Source organism: Streptomyces sp. NPDC093510 (assembly GCF_040683555.1).
Lineage (GTDB): Bacteria > Actinomycetota > Actinomycetes > Streptomycetales > Streptomycetaceae > Streptomyces.
This window is the reverse complement of the sequence record NZ_JBFBEE010000024.1, coordinates 79,409-91,957: the sequence shown is the minus strand read 5'-3', so window position 1 is coordinate 91,957 and position 12,549 is coordinate 79,409. Positions and strand designations below refer to the sequence as shown.

12 protein-coding genes and 1 tRNA gene are annotated in these 12,549 nt (G+C 70.6%); 4 read left to right on the top strand and 9 right to left on the bottom strand.

Going from position 1 to position 12,549, the window contains the following annotated elements; genetic code table 11:
* The first annotated feature begins 259 nt into the window (after nt 1–259).
* Together AB0N81_RS32105 and AB0N81_RS32100 are read left to right on the top strand one after the other, a co-directional pair.
* Nucleotides 260–1,315 (top strand): LacI family DNA-binding transcriptional regulator, encoded by a 1,056-nt coding sequence (locus AB0N81_RS32105; RefSeq protein WP_365364526.1) that lies wholly within the window; start codon nt 260–262, stop codon nt 1,313–1,315.
* Nucleotides 1,316–1,340: 25 nt separating this feature from the next.
* Nucleotides 1,341–1,637, top strand: a complete 297-nt coding sequence (locus AB0N81_RS32100) for a hypothetical protein (RefSeq protein WP_365364524.1) — start codon at nt 1,341–1,343, stop codon at nt 1,635–1,637.
* Nucleotides 1,638–1,746: 109 nt separating this feature from the next.
* Here AB0N81_RS32100 and AB0N81_RS32095 read toward each other — a convergent pair.
* The 4 genes from AB0N81_RS32095 to AB0N81_RS32080 form a co-directional block, all read right to left on the bottom strand.
* Nucleotides 1,747–1,819: transfer RNA gene (locus AB0N81_RS32095), tRNA-His, on the bottom strand.
* Between the two features lie 111 nt (nt 1,820–1,930).
* Complete coding sequence (gene orn / locus AB0N81_RS32090; protein ID WP_365364522.1) at nt 1,931–2,533, bottom strand: oligoribonuclease; 603 nt, start codon at nt 2,531–2,533, stop codon at nt 1,931–1,933.
* Between the two features lie 10 nt (nt 2,534–2,543).
* Nucleotides 2,544–3,773, bottom strand: coding sequence for a helix-turn-helix domain-containing protein (locus AB0N81_RS32085; RefSeq protein WP_365364520.1), 1,230 nt, complete (start codon nt 3,771–3,773; stop codon nt 2,544–2,546).
* Between the two features lie 432 nt (nt 3,774–4,205).
* Nucleotides 4,206–4,478 (bottom strand): hypothetical protein, encoded by a 273-nt coding sequence (locus AB0N81_RS32080; RefSeq protein WP_365364518.1) that lies wholly within the window; start codon nt 4,476–4,478, stop codon nt 4,206–4,208.
* Between the two features lie 503 nt (nt 4,479–4,981).
* Here AB0N81_RS32080 and AB0N81_RS32075 point away from each other — a divergent pair.
* The gene (locus AB0N81_RS32075; RefSeq protein WP_365364516.1) at nt 4,982–5,506 is read left to right on the top strand and encodes a universal stress protein; all 525 of its coding nucleotides are present in this window, start codon (nt 4,982–4,984) and stop codon (nt 5,504–5,506) included.
* Between the two features lie 266 nt (nt 5,507–5,772).
* On the opposite strand, the gene glmS is transcribed toward AB0N81_RS32075, so the two are convergent.
* From glmS to AB0N81_RS32060, 3 genes are all read right to left on the bottom strand, one after another.
* The gene (gene glmS, locus AB0N81_RS32070; protein ID WP_365364514.1) at nt 5,773–7,590 is read right to left on the bottom strand and encodes a glutamine--fructose-6-phosphate transaminase (isomerizing); all 1,818 of its coding nucleotides are present in this window, start codon (nt 7,588–7,590) and stop codon (nt 5,773–5,775) included.
* 10 nt (nt 7,591–7,600) lie between these two features.
* Complete coding sequence (locus tag AB0N81_RS32065; RefSeq protein ID WP_365364512.1) at nt 7,601–7,858, bottom strand: hypothetical protein; 258 nt, start codon at nt 7,856–7,858, stop codon at nt 7,601–7,603.
* Nucleotides 7,859–7,967: 109 nt separating this feature from the next.
* Nucleotides 7,968–8,849: a DUF4429 domain-containing protein gene (locus AB0N81_RS32060; RefSeq protein ID WP_365364510.1), complete on the bottom strand. Its 882-nt coding sequence runs from the start codon at nt 8,847–8,849 to the stop codon at nt 7,968–7,970.
* A 215-nt stretch (nt 8,850–9,064) separates the two neighbouring features.
* Here AB0N81_RS32060 and AB0N81_RS32055 point away from each other — a divergent pair, with 215 nt between their 5' ends.
* Nucleotides 9,065–10,654: a beta-N-acetylhexosaminidase gene (locus AB0N81_RS32055; protein WP_365364588.1), complete on the top strand. Its 1,590-nt coding sequence runs from the start codon at nt 9,065–9,067 to the stop codon at nt 10,652–10,654.
* 72 nt (nt 10,655–10,726) lie between these two features.
* On the opposite strand, the gene AB0N81_RS32050 is transcribed toward AB0N81_RS32055, so the two are convergent.
* Together AB0N81_RS32050 and AB0N81_RS32045 are read right to left on the bottom strand one after the other, a co-directional pair.
* Nucleotides 10,727–11,146: a GNAT family N-acetyltransferase gene (locus AB0N81_RS32050; RefSeq protein ID WP_365364508.1), complete on the bottom strand. Its 420-nt coding sequence runs from the start codon at nt 11,144–11,146 to the stop codon at nt 10,727–10,729.
* Nucleotides 11,130–12,509, bottom strand: coding sequence for an aspartate aminotransferase family protein (locus AB0N81_RS32045; protein WP_365364504.1), 1,380 nt, complete (start codon nt 12,507–12,509; stop codon nt 11,130–11,132). Before AB0N81_RS32045 ends, AB0N81_RS32050 begins: the two co-directional genes overlap by 17 nt.
* Between the last annotated feature and the right edge of the window lie 40 nt (nt 12,510–12,549).

Here is a 12,549-nt window from a genome sequence, read left to right as displayed (position 1 = left end):
GCATTGCTGGGCCCGTTGGTTCACGCTGCGGCTCGGGCGGGGAACGTGCGGGATGTGTACGTGGAAGGTAGTGTGGGAGCGCTCCCACAGGTGATGAGTTGAAGACTCGTGGCTGACGACGGGGGTGTCAAGGGACCGGACAGAGAGTTATGTCTTCGGTTATCGGGCCGTTACGGGGCAACCGCGCTTCGGCTCATCGGCCCGGCGAAGATCGGGCTGTTACATTCCTCGCCGGGGGAAGTGTGACGGGAGGCGGACAATGGCAGCTCACGCAGCGCGCGGCCGCAGTGGCGGACGGCCCACTCTGGAAGAGGTCGCCGCGCGGGCAGGGGTCGGCCGGGGGACGGTGTCCCGCGTGATCAACGGTTCGCCGCGGGTGAGCGAGGCGACCCGCACGGCCGTCGAGGCCGCCGTGGCGGAACTGGGCTACGTCCCGAACACGGCGGCACGCGCCCTGGCCGCCAACCGCACGGACGCGATCGCCCTCGTCGTCCCCGAGCCCGAGACCCGCTTCTTCGCCGAGCCGTACTTCTCCGACGTCCTGCGCGGGGTCGGCGCCGAGCTCGGTGAGACCGAGATGCAGCTGCTGCTGATCTTCGCGGGCAACGACCGCAGACGGCAGCGCCTGGCCCAGTACCTGGCGGCCCACCGGGTCGACGGGGTGCTCCTCGTCTCGGTGCACGCCGACGACCCGCTGCCCGACCTGCTGTCCCAGCTGGAGATCCCCGCGGTGATCAGCGGCCGCCGCTCCGCGGAGGAGGCGCTGCCCTCGGTCGACTCCGACAACTACGCCGGGGCCTGCTCGGCGGTGGAACACCTCCTGGCCCGCGGCCGTACGTCCATAGCCACCATCACGGGACGCCTCGACGTGTACGGGGCCCAGCGCCGCCTCGACGGCTACCGCGCCGCGCTCGAGGACGCGGGCCGCGAGGTCGACGAGCGGCTGATCGTGCCGGGCGACTTCACGGAGGAGGGCGGCCACCGGGCGATGCGGGAGCTCCTCGCCGCCCGCCCCGACGTGGACGCGGTCTTCGCGGGCTCGGACGTGATGGCGGCGGGCGCCCGGCAGGCGCTGCGCGAGGCGGGCCGCCGCATACCCGACGACGTGGCGCTCGTCGGCTTCGACGACTCGGCGATCGCCCGCCACATGGACCCGCCGCTCACGAGCGTGCGGCAGCCGATCGAGGAGATGGGCCGGGCGATGATCGGCCTGCTGCTCGCCGAGATCGCGGACAGCCGCCCCGCGGCCGCCCGGCGCCTGGAGCGGCGCCAGCTGGTGCTCCCGACCCGGCTGGTGGAGCGGGCCTCCTCCTGAGCCGCACGGCCGAGGAGCCAGGCGCATGAACTTTCCCGAGTACGAGGGTCAGGGCGACGGCGACGGCTGCGGCGTCGTCGACCACCACCCGGACGGCACCGCCGTCCGCTGCGCGAAGGCGGGCGCGTGGCACATCGCGTGGGAACACGAAGGCCCGGACGAGATCAGAACGTCCTTCGTGTGCGACGGCCACATGGAGACGGTGCGGGCCGCCCACCCCTATCTGGACAGACACCCGGCCGGCCCGGACTGCACACACCCCCACGCCCGCTGGACGGACAGCCGCATCGGCCCCTGGTGCCGCGTACCCGACGCCCCGTGACCGCTCCTCCTCGTCCGCGACTCGCCGTCGGCCCGCGCGAACGCGACGGCCGGGCCCGGGCATGAAGAAGGCCCGGCCTGCTTTCGCAGACCGGGCCTTTATCCTTCAGGGTGAGTGACGGGACTTGAACCCGCGGCCACCTGGACCACAACCAGGTGCTCTACCAACTGAGCTACACCCACCATGTCCGGTCGTTTGTCGTTCTTCCGACCGGCCGAGAAAAAGTGTACAGGGTCCGAAGGGGTGCTCGCGCACACGTTTCCCGGACCCCGTACACAGGGCACCCGCGGAGGCTACTCCGCAGGCAGGACGTGCTTGGCCGCGATCGCCCGCGCGGTCTCCGAGTCGGGTCCCGGCTGCGGCACGAAGACCGCCTCGCGGTAGTAGCGCAGCTCGGCGATGGACTCGCGGATGTCGGCGAGCGCGCGGTGGTTGCCGCTCTTGTCCGGGCTGTTGAAGTACGCCCGGGGGTACCAGCGCCGGGCCAGCTCCTTGATGGAGGAGACGTCGACGATGCGGTAGTGGAGGTACTCCTCCAGCGTCGCCATGTCCCGCAGCAGGAAGCCGCGGTCGGTGCCGACCGAGTTTCCGCACAGCGGAGCCTTCCGTGGCTCCTTGACGTGCTCACGTACGTACGCCAGGACCTGCTCCTCGGCGTCGGCCAGCGTGGTGCCGCCGGCCAGCTCGTCGAGGAGCCCCGAGGCGGTGTGCATGGCGCGCACCACCTCGGGCATGGTCTCCAGCGCCGCGTCCGGCGGGCGGATCACAATGTCCACACCTTCGCCGAGCACGTTCAGTTCCGAGTCGGTGACCAGTGCGGCCACCTCGATAAGTGCGTCATCCGTCAACGAGAGCCCGGTCATCTCGCAGTCGATCCACACCATGCGATCGTTCATGCCCCTAACCCTACGGCGCACTCCTCTGACCGGGCAGGGGCGCACGTCCCGGCGCGTACAGGTCCGAGTTCGGCTTGCCCGGCTCGGTCGGCACCGAAGTCGACGGGCCGAGCGCGCTGGCGGCCGCCGTGCGCCGGCTCTGGGTCGGCACCGGCCCCGCCTCGACGAGAGCGGGCATGGCCTGCGCCGTCGCCGACACGGACTCCAGCACGCGTTCGCCCTGTGGCCTGCGGGCGCGGTACGCGGCCCGGTAGGCGGCCGGGGACGAACCCAGCTGGCGCCGGAAGTGACCCCGCAGCGCCACCGGCGAGCGGAAGCCGCAGCGGCCCGCCACCTCGTCGACGGAGTAGTCGGAGGTCTCGAGGAGCCGCTGCGCCTGGAGCACCCGCTGGGTGATCAGCCACTGGAGCGGCGCGCTGCCCGTGAGCGAGCGGAACCTGCGGTCGAAGGTGCGCCTGCTCATGTACGCGCGCGCGGCCAGCGTCTCCACGTCGAACTGCTCGTGGAGGTGTTCGAGCGCCCACGCGACGACCTCGGCGAGCGGGTCGGCGCCGATCTCCTCGGGTAAAGACCTGTCGAGATAGCGCTCCTGGCCGCCGGCCCTGCGCGGCGGCACGACGAGCCTGCGGGCGAGCGCGCCCGCCGCTTCGTTGCCGTGATCCGTGCGCACGATGTGCAGACAGAGATCGATTCCGGCCGCGGTGCCCGCGCTCGTCAGGACGTCACCGTCGTCGACGAACAGCTCACGCGGATCCACGTGGACGGACGGATAGCGCTTCGCGAGCGTCGGCGCGTACATCCAGTGGGTGGTCGCCGGACGTCCGTCGAGCAGTCCCGCCGCGGCGAGGACGAACGCGCCCGTGCACAGCCCGACGATGCGGGCACCCTCCTCGTGCGCGCGGCGCAGCGCCTCGAGCGCCTCCGGCGGCGGCGGTGAGGTGATCGACCGCCAGGCCGGTACGACGACGGTGCCGGCCCGGCCGATCGCCTCCAGGCCGTGTGGCGCGGTGAGTTCGAGTCCGCCGGTGGTCCGCAGCGGGCCCTCCTCGCCGGCGCAGACCAGCAGCCGGTAGCGGGGGACCCCCGCGTCCTGCCGGTCGATGCCGAACACGGAGAGCGGTATGGAACTCTCGAAAATGGGACCGCCGCTGAAGAGCAGCACCGCTACGATCTCCCGGCGGCGCCGCCCCGAAAGTTTCCGAGCCGCGGCCTCCGGCGCGGCAATGGAGTCGTGGCTCATGGTGCTAAACTCCCCTCGGGCGTCGCGGCTCCGTGTTCCTGGCGTGCTTGACGTGCTTGACGTTTTTGACGTGCTTGACGCGCTTGCCTGGCTTGTCGCTGCTGCACGTTTCCCCTCGGTCCTCCACCAGTCCCCCGCCGTAATACAGTCAAGATCGAATCTACTGCGTCCCGTGCTGCCGGGGTGACCAGTTCATCACTCGGCAGATTGTCGACATGGCAACTTGGCGTGAAGCATTCGATCACGAAGCGTTGCACTCGCGCGGCTTGCTGGGAAGTGCGCCTTGGCTCCATGGCCGGTCCCCGTAGGGTGCGGGCGGCTTGAGCGCGGCTTTCAGCCCTGGTCGGACGGGGGTTGAGGGGGCGTTCGCCCAAGGAATCGGCCGCCCCCGGAAGTTGGCTGAAAAGCTACGGGAGCGTGTGTGTGAATCGGTCAGTCCACCGGCGCACTGTCGGCACTTTGACGAGTGCCCCTGTGCGCCCCCACGCCCGTTCTGCTGTGCCGTCCCCGGTGCCCCTTGTTCTGTTCTGCAAGCAGTCGCGCGGCGCCCCGCTCGGACTGCCGCAGGAGCACCCGGCAGACCCCGGTGACGGCCACGAGCCCGAGCGCCGCACCGGCGGCGCCGGCCAGTGAACCCCCGTAGACGACGAGGACGACGGGGACCAGAACGCAGCTGAACGCGGCCCAGCGGACCACATCGCTCACCGAGTCCTGCGGGGGCGCGTCCCGCGGCTCGCGCTGTCCGTGCCGAGCTTGCCGACCTTGCCGTCCTTGCTCGGGTGAAGACGGGAAGAGGGCGGAAGGCGAGGGCGCGGGCGAAGGTCCGGGCACGGCGTGCTCCCTGTGGCGGTGGCGTACGGAGATCCAGCGCTGTCCAACGCCTGGTCGGCCGGTGGGTCACTGGGGAGGCCGCAGGGTGGCGCCGGACGGGTGGGCAAACCGCCTGTAGGAGGCAGCAACCATTGCCATACGGGCGGCGCTCATGCATGCTCCGGTGAACGCCGGGAGGCCCTGTGCACGGCCCGGCGAGGCCTCAGTGCGGGGTTCTTCGCAGGCTCCGGGCAGGCCCTGGGCAGGAGAGGAGTGTCGCCGTACCCTTAGGGGTATGGGGTTGGGAAGATGATTCCCGGACGACCTTCCAGGTCCTGAACATTCGCACCACCAGAATAAGTCGCCCTCTCACAGAGGACTCCTTCGCCGAGACACCGATGGCCGGTCACGAATCCTTCGAATCTGCAGACCGCAAGCGGCAGGTCGCCGATCCCACGGCGACCCCCCGAGCGGCGGAAGAACCGCGTCACTCCTGCGATCCCGCCTTCAGGCACGGTGTCGTCGTCGGTTTCGACGGCTCGACCTCCAGTGAGCGGGCCCTCTCGTACGCGATCGGGATGGCCCACCGCTCCGGCTCCGGTCTGATCATCGTCCACGTCGCCAACCGGCTGCCCACCACCGTGTGGGCGGGCTGCGAGCCCCCGGTCTTCGTCGACGTGCCGGACCACCGCACCGAAGTGCTCGGCCTGGAGCTGGCCTGCGCGGACTATCTGTCCGAGGTGCCGTGGATCCTCGTCGAGCGCGGCGGCGACATCTGCCACGAGCTGGAGGAGGTCGGCCGCGAGTACAGCGCGGACGCGATCGTCGTCGGCTCCACGCACGGCATCGTCGGCCGCATCTTCGGCTCCGTCGCGGGGCGGCTGGCGCGCCGCGCACAGCGCCCCGTCGTCGTCATCCCGTAACGCCCCCCGACTCTCGACGAGTTGAGGGGGGCGCTCTCCCGGCCGCCCGCGCGGGGCGATTTTGTGAGCAGATAAATCTACTCGTGCGTAGAGGTGGTTTGAGCCCTTGTGAAGGGTACATAACGGTCGCCGACGCGGGTCGGGGTAATGGGCGACCCCGGCCCTTGAGGAACGACCCCCTGTGTGCTGGTGGCACGCACAGGGGGTCGTTCATGTCGCGGCTCTCGCGGCTCTCGCGGCTCTCGCGGCTCGGCCGTGCCGTCCGGCTACTCCACGGTGACCGACTTCGCGAGGTTGCGCGGCTTGTCGATGTCCCGGCCGAGCGCCAGCGCCGTGTGGTAGGCGAGGAGCTGCAGCGGGATGCCCATCAGGATCGGGTCCAGCTCGTTCTCGTTCTTCGGAACGAGGATCGTCTGGTCGGCCTTCTCCTGCTCCTGGTGCGCGACCGCGAGGATCTTGCCGCTGCGGGCCTTGATCTCCTCCAGAGCGGCGCGGTTCTTCTCCAGGAGGTCGTCGTCAGGGACGATCGCGACGGTCGGGAGCGCGGGCTCGATGAGCGCGAGCGGGCCGTGCTTGAGCTCGGAGGCGGGGTAGGCCTCGGCGTGGATGTACGAGACCTCCTTGAGCTTGAGCGAGGCCTCGCGGGCCACGGGGTAGCCGCGTACGCGACCGATGAAGAGCATCGAACGGGCGTCCGCGTACTGCTTGGCGATCTTCTTGATCTCGTCCTCCTGCTTGAGGATCTCCGAGATCTGTCCGGGCAGCTTGCGCAGGCCCTCGATGATCCGCTTGCCGTCGGAGACCGACAGGTCACGGATGCGGCCCAGGTGCAGGGCGAGCAGGCCGAAGGCGACCGTGGTGTTGGTGAAGCACTTGGTGGAGACGACGCAGACCTCCGGGCCCGCGTGGACGTACACGCCCGCGTCGGCCTCGCGGGCGATCGCCGAGCCGACGACGTTCACGACGCCGAGGACGCGGGCGCCCTTGCGCTTCAGCTCCTGCACGGCGGCGAGCACGTCGTACGTCTCGCCGGACTGCGAGACCGCGATGTAGAGGGTGTCGGGGTCCACGACCGCGTTGCGGTAGCGGAACTCGGACGCCGGCTCCGCGTCGGCGGGGATGCGGGCCAGCTCCTCGATCATCTGGGCGCCGATCATGCCCGCGTGGTACGAGGTGCCGCAGCCGAGGATCTTGACGCGGCGCACCTTGCGGGCGTCGTGCGCGTCGAGGTTCAGGCCGCCGAGGTGCACGGTGGAGAAGCGGTCGTCGATGCGGCCGCGCAGGACGCGGTCGACCGCGTCGGGCTGCTCGAAGATCTCCTTGTGCATGTACGTGTCGTGGCCGCCCATGTCGTACGACTCGGCCTCCCACTCCACGGTGGTCGGCGAGGCGGTCGTGCGCGAGCCCTCGGTGGTGTAGGTGCGGTAGTCGTCGGCCTTGATGGTGGCCATCTCGCCGTCGTCGAGGGTGACGACCTGGCGGGTGTGCGAGACGAGCGCGGCGACGTCCGAGGCGACGAACATCTCCTTCTCGCCGATGCCGAGGACGACGGGGGAGCCGTTGCGGGCGACGACGATGCGGTCGTTGAAGTCGGCGTGCAGGACGGCGATGCCGTACGTGCCCTCGATGTGGCGCAGCGCCTCGCGCACCTTCTCCTCGAGCTTGTCCGCCTGGGAGCGGGCGATGAGGTGGGTGAGGACCTCGGTGTCCGTCTCGGAGAGGAACTCGACGCCGTCGGCGGTGAGCTTGGCGCGCAGCTCGGAGGCGTTGTCGATGATGCCGTTGTGGACGACGGCGACCTTGCCGTCCTCGGACAGGTGGGGGTGGGCGTTCTCGTCGGAGGGGGCGCCGTGGGTGGCCCAGCGGGTGTGGGCGATGCCGGTCGTGCCCTTGAAGCGGGCGGGGACCTTGGCCTCCAGGTCGCGGACGCGGCCCTTGGCCTTGACCGTCTTGAGCCCCGAGGCCTTGGGGCCGGTGACGGCGATGCCCGCGGAGTCGTAGCCGCGGTACTCCAGGCGCTGCAGGCCTTCGAGGAGGAGCGGGGCGACGTCACGCTTGCCGATGTATCCGACGATTCCGCACATGGAGGGATTCCTAGCCGTAGACGATGCGGCGCAGCTGCCGGAGGGTGAGCTCCGGCGGCGCGACCGCGCGGTATGTGAGGTCCGCCGAGATCTGTTCGAAGATCGCCGCGTTCAGCAGGCCCTGACCCTGCAGCTCGCGGTGGCGGCGACGGACGAACTCTTCGGTCGTCTCGTCGAAGTAGGCGAGCACGTCCTGGATGACCCGCAGCGCTTCGCCCCGCTGGAGCGGGGTGCTGCGGGTGAGGTGGTCCACCAGGTCGTCGTGCATTCGTTGATCCTGGGGTATCGCATGCCCTTTCGCAAGAATCCTGCCCGGAATCGGGCAGGGTCGTGTCGGAACGGGCCGAGAAGGGGGCCGGCAGTGGCGGGAACGGCGCTCACATGCGGCGCAGGACCGCCTGTTTGGCCGTCGCGAACTCCTCGTCCGTGAGTATCCCGGCCTGGTGCAGCTCGCCCAGCTCGCGCAGCCGGCGCAGGAGGGCGTCGTGGTCGTCGGCCGGGGGCGGCGGGGCGGAACTCTTGCCGAGGGCGGGCGGCGCGTCCCGCCCGGGCGTGGGGGCCGACGGGTGCGGGAGGCGGGCCTGGACCGCGGCGGCGACCAGCGCCATCAGGGGGTCCTTCTTGAAGCCCCACAGCTCGACGGAGTTCGGGTCGTACTTCGGCGGGGCCTTGGTCGGCGCGTTCCTCACGGTGAACCGCAGGCAGCCGTTCTCCAGGCCGACAGCGGGCTGCCACTCCACCGCCGCGACGTCGGCGAGCGCCATCGACCGGGTGCCGGACGCCGACTTCGCCTCCTCCGTCTTCCAGTTCCACTCCAGGCGGACGGTCTCCCCGTCGAAACTCGCCGTACCGTCCCCGGCGGAGACGGACAGCGGCACGGAGGGGCCGGGAAGGAGATAGGCGTCGCAGGGCGTGACCTGCACCTGTTCGATCAGATGCGCGTTGCGGACCTCGTCGACCAGGTACTCCGCGACCCCGTACCGGTCCGGCTCCACCGTCAGCTGATACGGGTCCGAGGAGTCCGTCAGCTGCCCGCCCGTCGCCTGGAGCAGCGGGTCCGCGCCGTCCCGCAGCCGCAGTCGCAACCGGCCCGACTTCTTGCCCTGTTCGAAGGCGATGCCCGCCAACGCCGGGAGCGGTACGGCCAGTTCGCCCAGCGACTTGCGCAACAGGGAGACGTTCTTGTCGTGCCCCGGCACGAGGCGCAGCGTCTCCCCGTCGAAGGTCCAGGTCCCGTCACGCTGGATGATTTCCGCCATGCAGGGATTCTCGCACCGACCCCTTGGACAAATGGTCTACTCCCCTTGACCCCTTGTGGGGGCCGGGTTACCAATGGGGACCGTTCGATTGCGATGCACCACAGCCCTCCGTCCGAAGGGACCCGCTTGTGAGATCGCACAGAAGAACGAACAGCAGGGCCGACAGCCGGGCCAGCAGCAGGGCCGACAACCGGCCGAACAGAAGAACCGCGCGCATACTCGGCTCGCTGTTGCTCGTGGCGGCCGCCGGAATCTCCTCGTTCGCCGCCGCGCCCGGCCCCTCGGGGCAGCCGAAGTCCCCGCCCACACCGCTCGGCCAGGTCGTGCCCGCACCCCTGGCGGCCGAGGCGGGCGGCGCCGGGTACGAGATCACCGCCAGGACCCGCATCCGCGTCGGCAAGGGCAACCCCGAGGAGCGGCGCGTCGGCGAGTACCTCGCCAAGGTGCTGCGCCCCTCCACCGGCTACAAGCTTCCCGTCACCGCCGGCGAGGGCAGCGACGGCATCCGGCTGCGCATCAGCGCCGAACCGGAGAACAAGGCCCTCGGCGACGAGGGGTACCGCGTCATCTCCACACGCGGCTCCCTCACCATCACCTCCTGGACCGGCGCCGGCCTCTTCCACGGCGTGCAGACCGTGCGCCAGCAACTGCCCGCCGCCGTCGAGAAGAAGACGAAGCAGCGCGGCCCCTGGCGCATCGCGGGCGGCACCGTCAAGGACATGCCGCGCTACGGATACCGCTCCACGATGCTCGACGTGTCGCGGCACTTCTTCACCGTCGACCAGGTCAAGCGCTACATCGACCAGGCCGCCCTCTACAAGATGAACAAGCTGCACCTGCACCTCAGCGACGACCAGGGCTGGCGCATCGCCATCGACTCCTGGCCGCGGCTCGCCACGTACGGCGGGTCCACGCAGGTCGGCGGCGGCAAGGGCGGCTACTACACGAAGGCGCAGTACAAGGAGATCGTCGACTACGCGGCCTCGCGGTACCTGGAGGTCGTCCCCGAGATAGACATGCCGGGGCACACCAACGCCGCGCTCGCCTCGTACGCCGAGCTGAACTGCAACGGCGTCGCCCCGCCGCTCTACACCGGCACCGAGGTCGGCTTCAGCTCGCTGTGCGTGAAGAAGGACGTGACGTACGACTTCGTGGACGACGTGATCCGCGAGCTCGCGGCGATGACGCCCGGTGAGTACATCCACATCGGCGGCGACGAGGCCCACTCCACCAGCCACGAGGACTTCGTCGCGTTCATGGACAAGGTGCAGCCGGTGGTCGCCAAGTACGGCAAGAAGGTGATGGGCTGGCACCAGCTGGCCGGCGCGAAGCCCGCCGAGGGCGCCGTCGCGCAGTACTGGGGCTACGACAGGACCGGCGCCGCCGAGCGCGAGCAGGTCGTGAACGCCGCGAAGAACGGCACCAAGCTGGTCCTCTCGCCGGCCGACCGCTCCTACCTCGACATGAAGTACGACAAGGACACCCCGCTCGGACTGTCCTGGGCGGGCCTCGTCGAGGTGCGGCGCTCCTACGACTGGGACCCGGCCTCGTACCTCCAGGGCGCGCCCGCGGACTCGGTCCTCGGCGTCGAGGCGCCGCTGTGGACGGAGACGCTCTCGACCTCCGCGCACCTCGACTACATGGCGTTCCCGCGGCTGCCCGGCATCGCCGAGCTCGGCTGGTCGCCCGCGGCCACGCACGACTGGGAGAAGTACAAGGTGCGGCTCGCCGCGCAGGCCCCGCGCTGGGACGCGCTGGGCATCGGCTACTACGAGTCGCCGCAGGTGCCCTGGCCCGGCAAGTAGCCGGGGCCCGGAGCCAGATCCGCCACGTTCAGGAGCGGGGCCCCCGAGGACCGTCTCGGGGGCCCCGCTCGGTCAGGGGGCGGTCAGAGGGTCGGCGAACAGCTCGCGCAGCACCGCGGTGAGCACGCCACGGGTGAAGCCGGGGACGCGCACCTCGGACGGAGCGATCAAAAAGCGCATGCCGACGTCGCCGGAGCGCGGTTCGAAGAGGCCCGTCGGCGACGTGTACGCGGGGTCGTACCGCTCCACGAGGAACGACGGCACACCCTTGTACAGCCCGAGGAACGCCTCGTGGTGCCCGGAGGCCGCGAGCGCCATGTAGGTGCGCTCGACGTCCGTCAGGGTGGCGTCCCGCATCATCCAGTGCTCCGCCCGGGGGTGCGTCACCCAGGCGTGCACCAGCTCGCAGTCGGTCAGCGGGTCGAGCGTGCGGAGTGTGAAGTCGGCGCTCCCACGGCTGGAGAGCGGGCGGAGGTCAGCAAGCGCGGTCAAGGTGCTCTCCCAGGTACCGCTCGGCGTGGTCGGCGATCAGTTCGAGGACGGCCGTGATGTCCTCGGTGGTCGTCTCGGGGTCGAGGAGCGTGAACTTCAGGAACTGGCGCCCGCCCACCTCGGCGCCCGCCACCACCGCCTCCCCGGAGGCGAACAGGGCCTTGCGGGCGTACAGGTTGGCGCGGTCGATCGTGGCGGGGGCGCAGATCTCCGCGGGGATGTAGCGGAAGGTGAGCGTGGACAGCTGGGGCTCGGCCACGACGTCGAAGCGCGGGTCGGCGACCAGCAGTTTCCAGCCACGCGTGGCCAGGTCGCAGACCTCGTCGAAGAGGTCACCGATGCCGTCCGCACCCATCACGCGCAGCGTCATCCACAGTTTCAGGGCGTCGAAGCGCCGCCCGGCGGCGTCGGCCCGCAGGGACGTGCCGGCCCGGTCGCGCACCAGCACCGCCGACGAACTCACCGGCTGGAAGAAGGACTTGTGGTAATCCACGGTCACGGAGTCGGCGCGCTCGATGCCGTCGAGGAGGTGCCGGTTCCTGCGCGAGGCGAGCAGCCCGCAGCCGTACGCGGCGTCCACGTGCAGCCAGGTGTCGTACTGCGCACAGAGGCGGGCGATCTCGGGCAGCGGGTCGATGGAGCCGAAATCGGTGGTGCCCGCGGTGGCGACGACCGCCATGGGGGAGAGGTCGTCGCGTGCGCAGCGCTCCAGCGCCCGGGCGAGGGCCACGGTCTGCATGCGCTTGTTCCGGTCGGTGCGGACCGCCACGACGGCTTCGTCGCCGAGGCCGAGCAGCCGGGCCGTCCGCTGTACGCCGGGAAGCGCGGCCTCGGAGACGAAGATCCGCAGGGTGGCGGGGTCCCGGTCCCCGGCCTGCTCGCGGGCGAGGAGCAGTGCCTGCGCGTCGGACTGGGCGCCGCCGCCGGTGAACACTCCGTCGGCGGACGGTCCGAGGCCGATCCGTTCGGCGGTCCAGTCGATGACGCGGCGTTCGATGAGCGCGGCGCCGGCCGGCCGGTCCCAGGTGTCGAGGGGGGAGTTGACGGCGGAGAGCACCGCTTCGCCCAGGACGGCGGGGATGACGGCCGGGGAGTGGAGGTGGGCGAGGCGGCGGGGGTGGGTCAGGTGCGTGGCGCCGCGCAGGTACAGCTCTTCGAGCTCGTCGAGGGCGGCGATGGTGTCGTGCAGGGGCTCGTCGAGGTCGATGCCGTCCACGGCGCCGGGTCCGGGCCCGGACCCGGGTTCGGGTTCGGCGAATGTGCGGGCGCCCGCGGCGAGTTGGGCGGTCACCCGCTCGACCCCTTCGGTCACGGAGCTGCGGTACCGCTCCGCGGTGGTGCCGTTGAGCAGGTGCGAGCGCATGAACTGTCCTCCAGGGCCGGGAGTTGACTTAGGTAAGCCT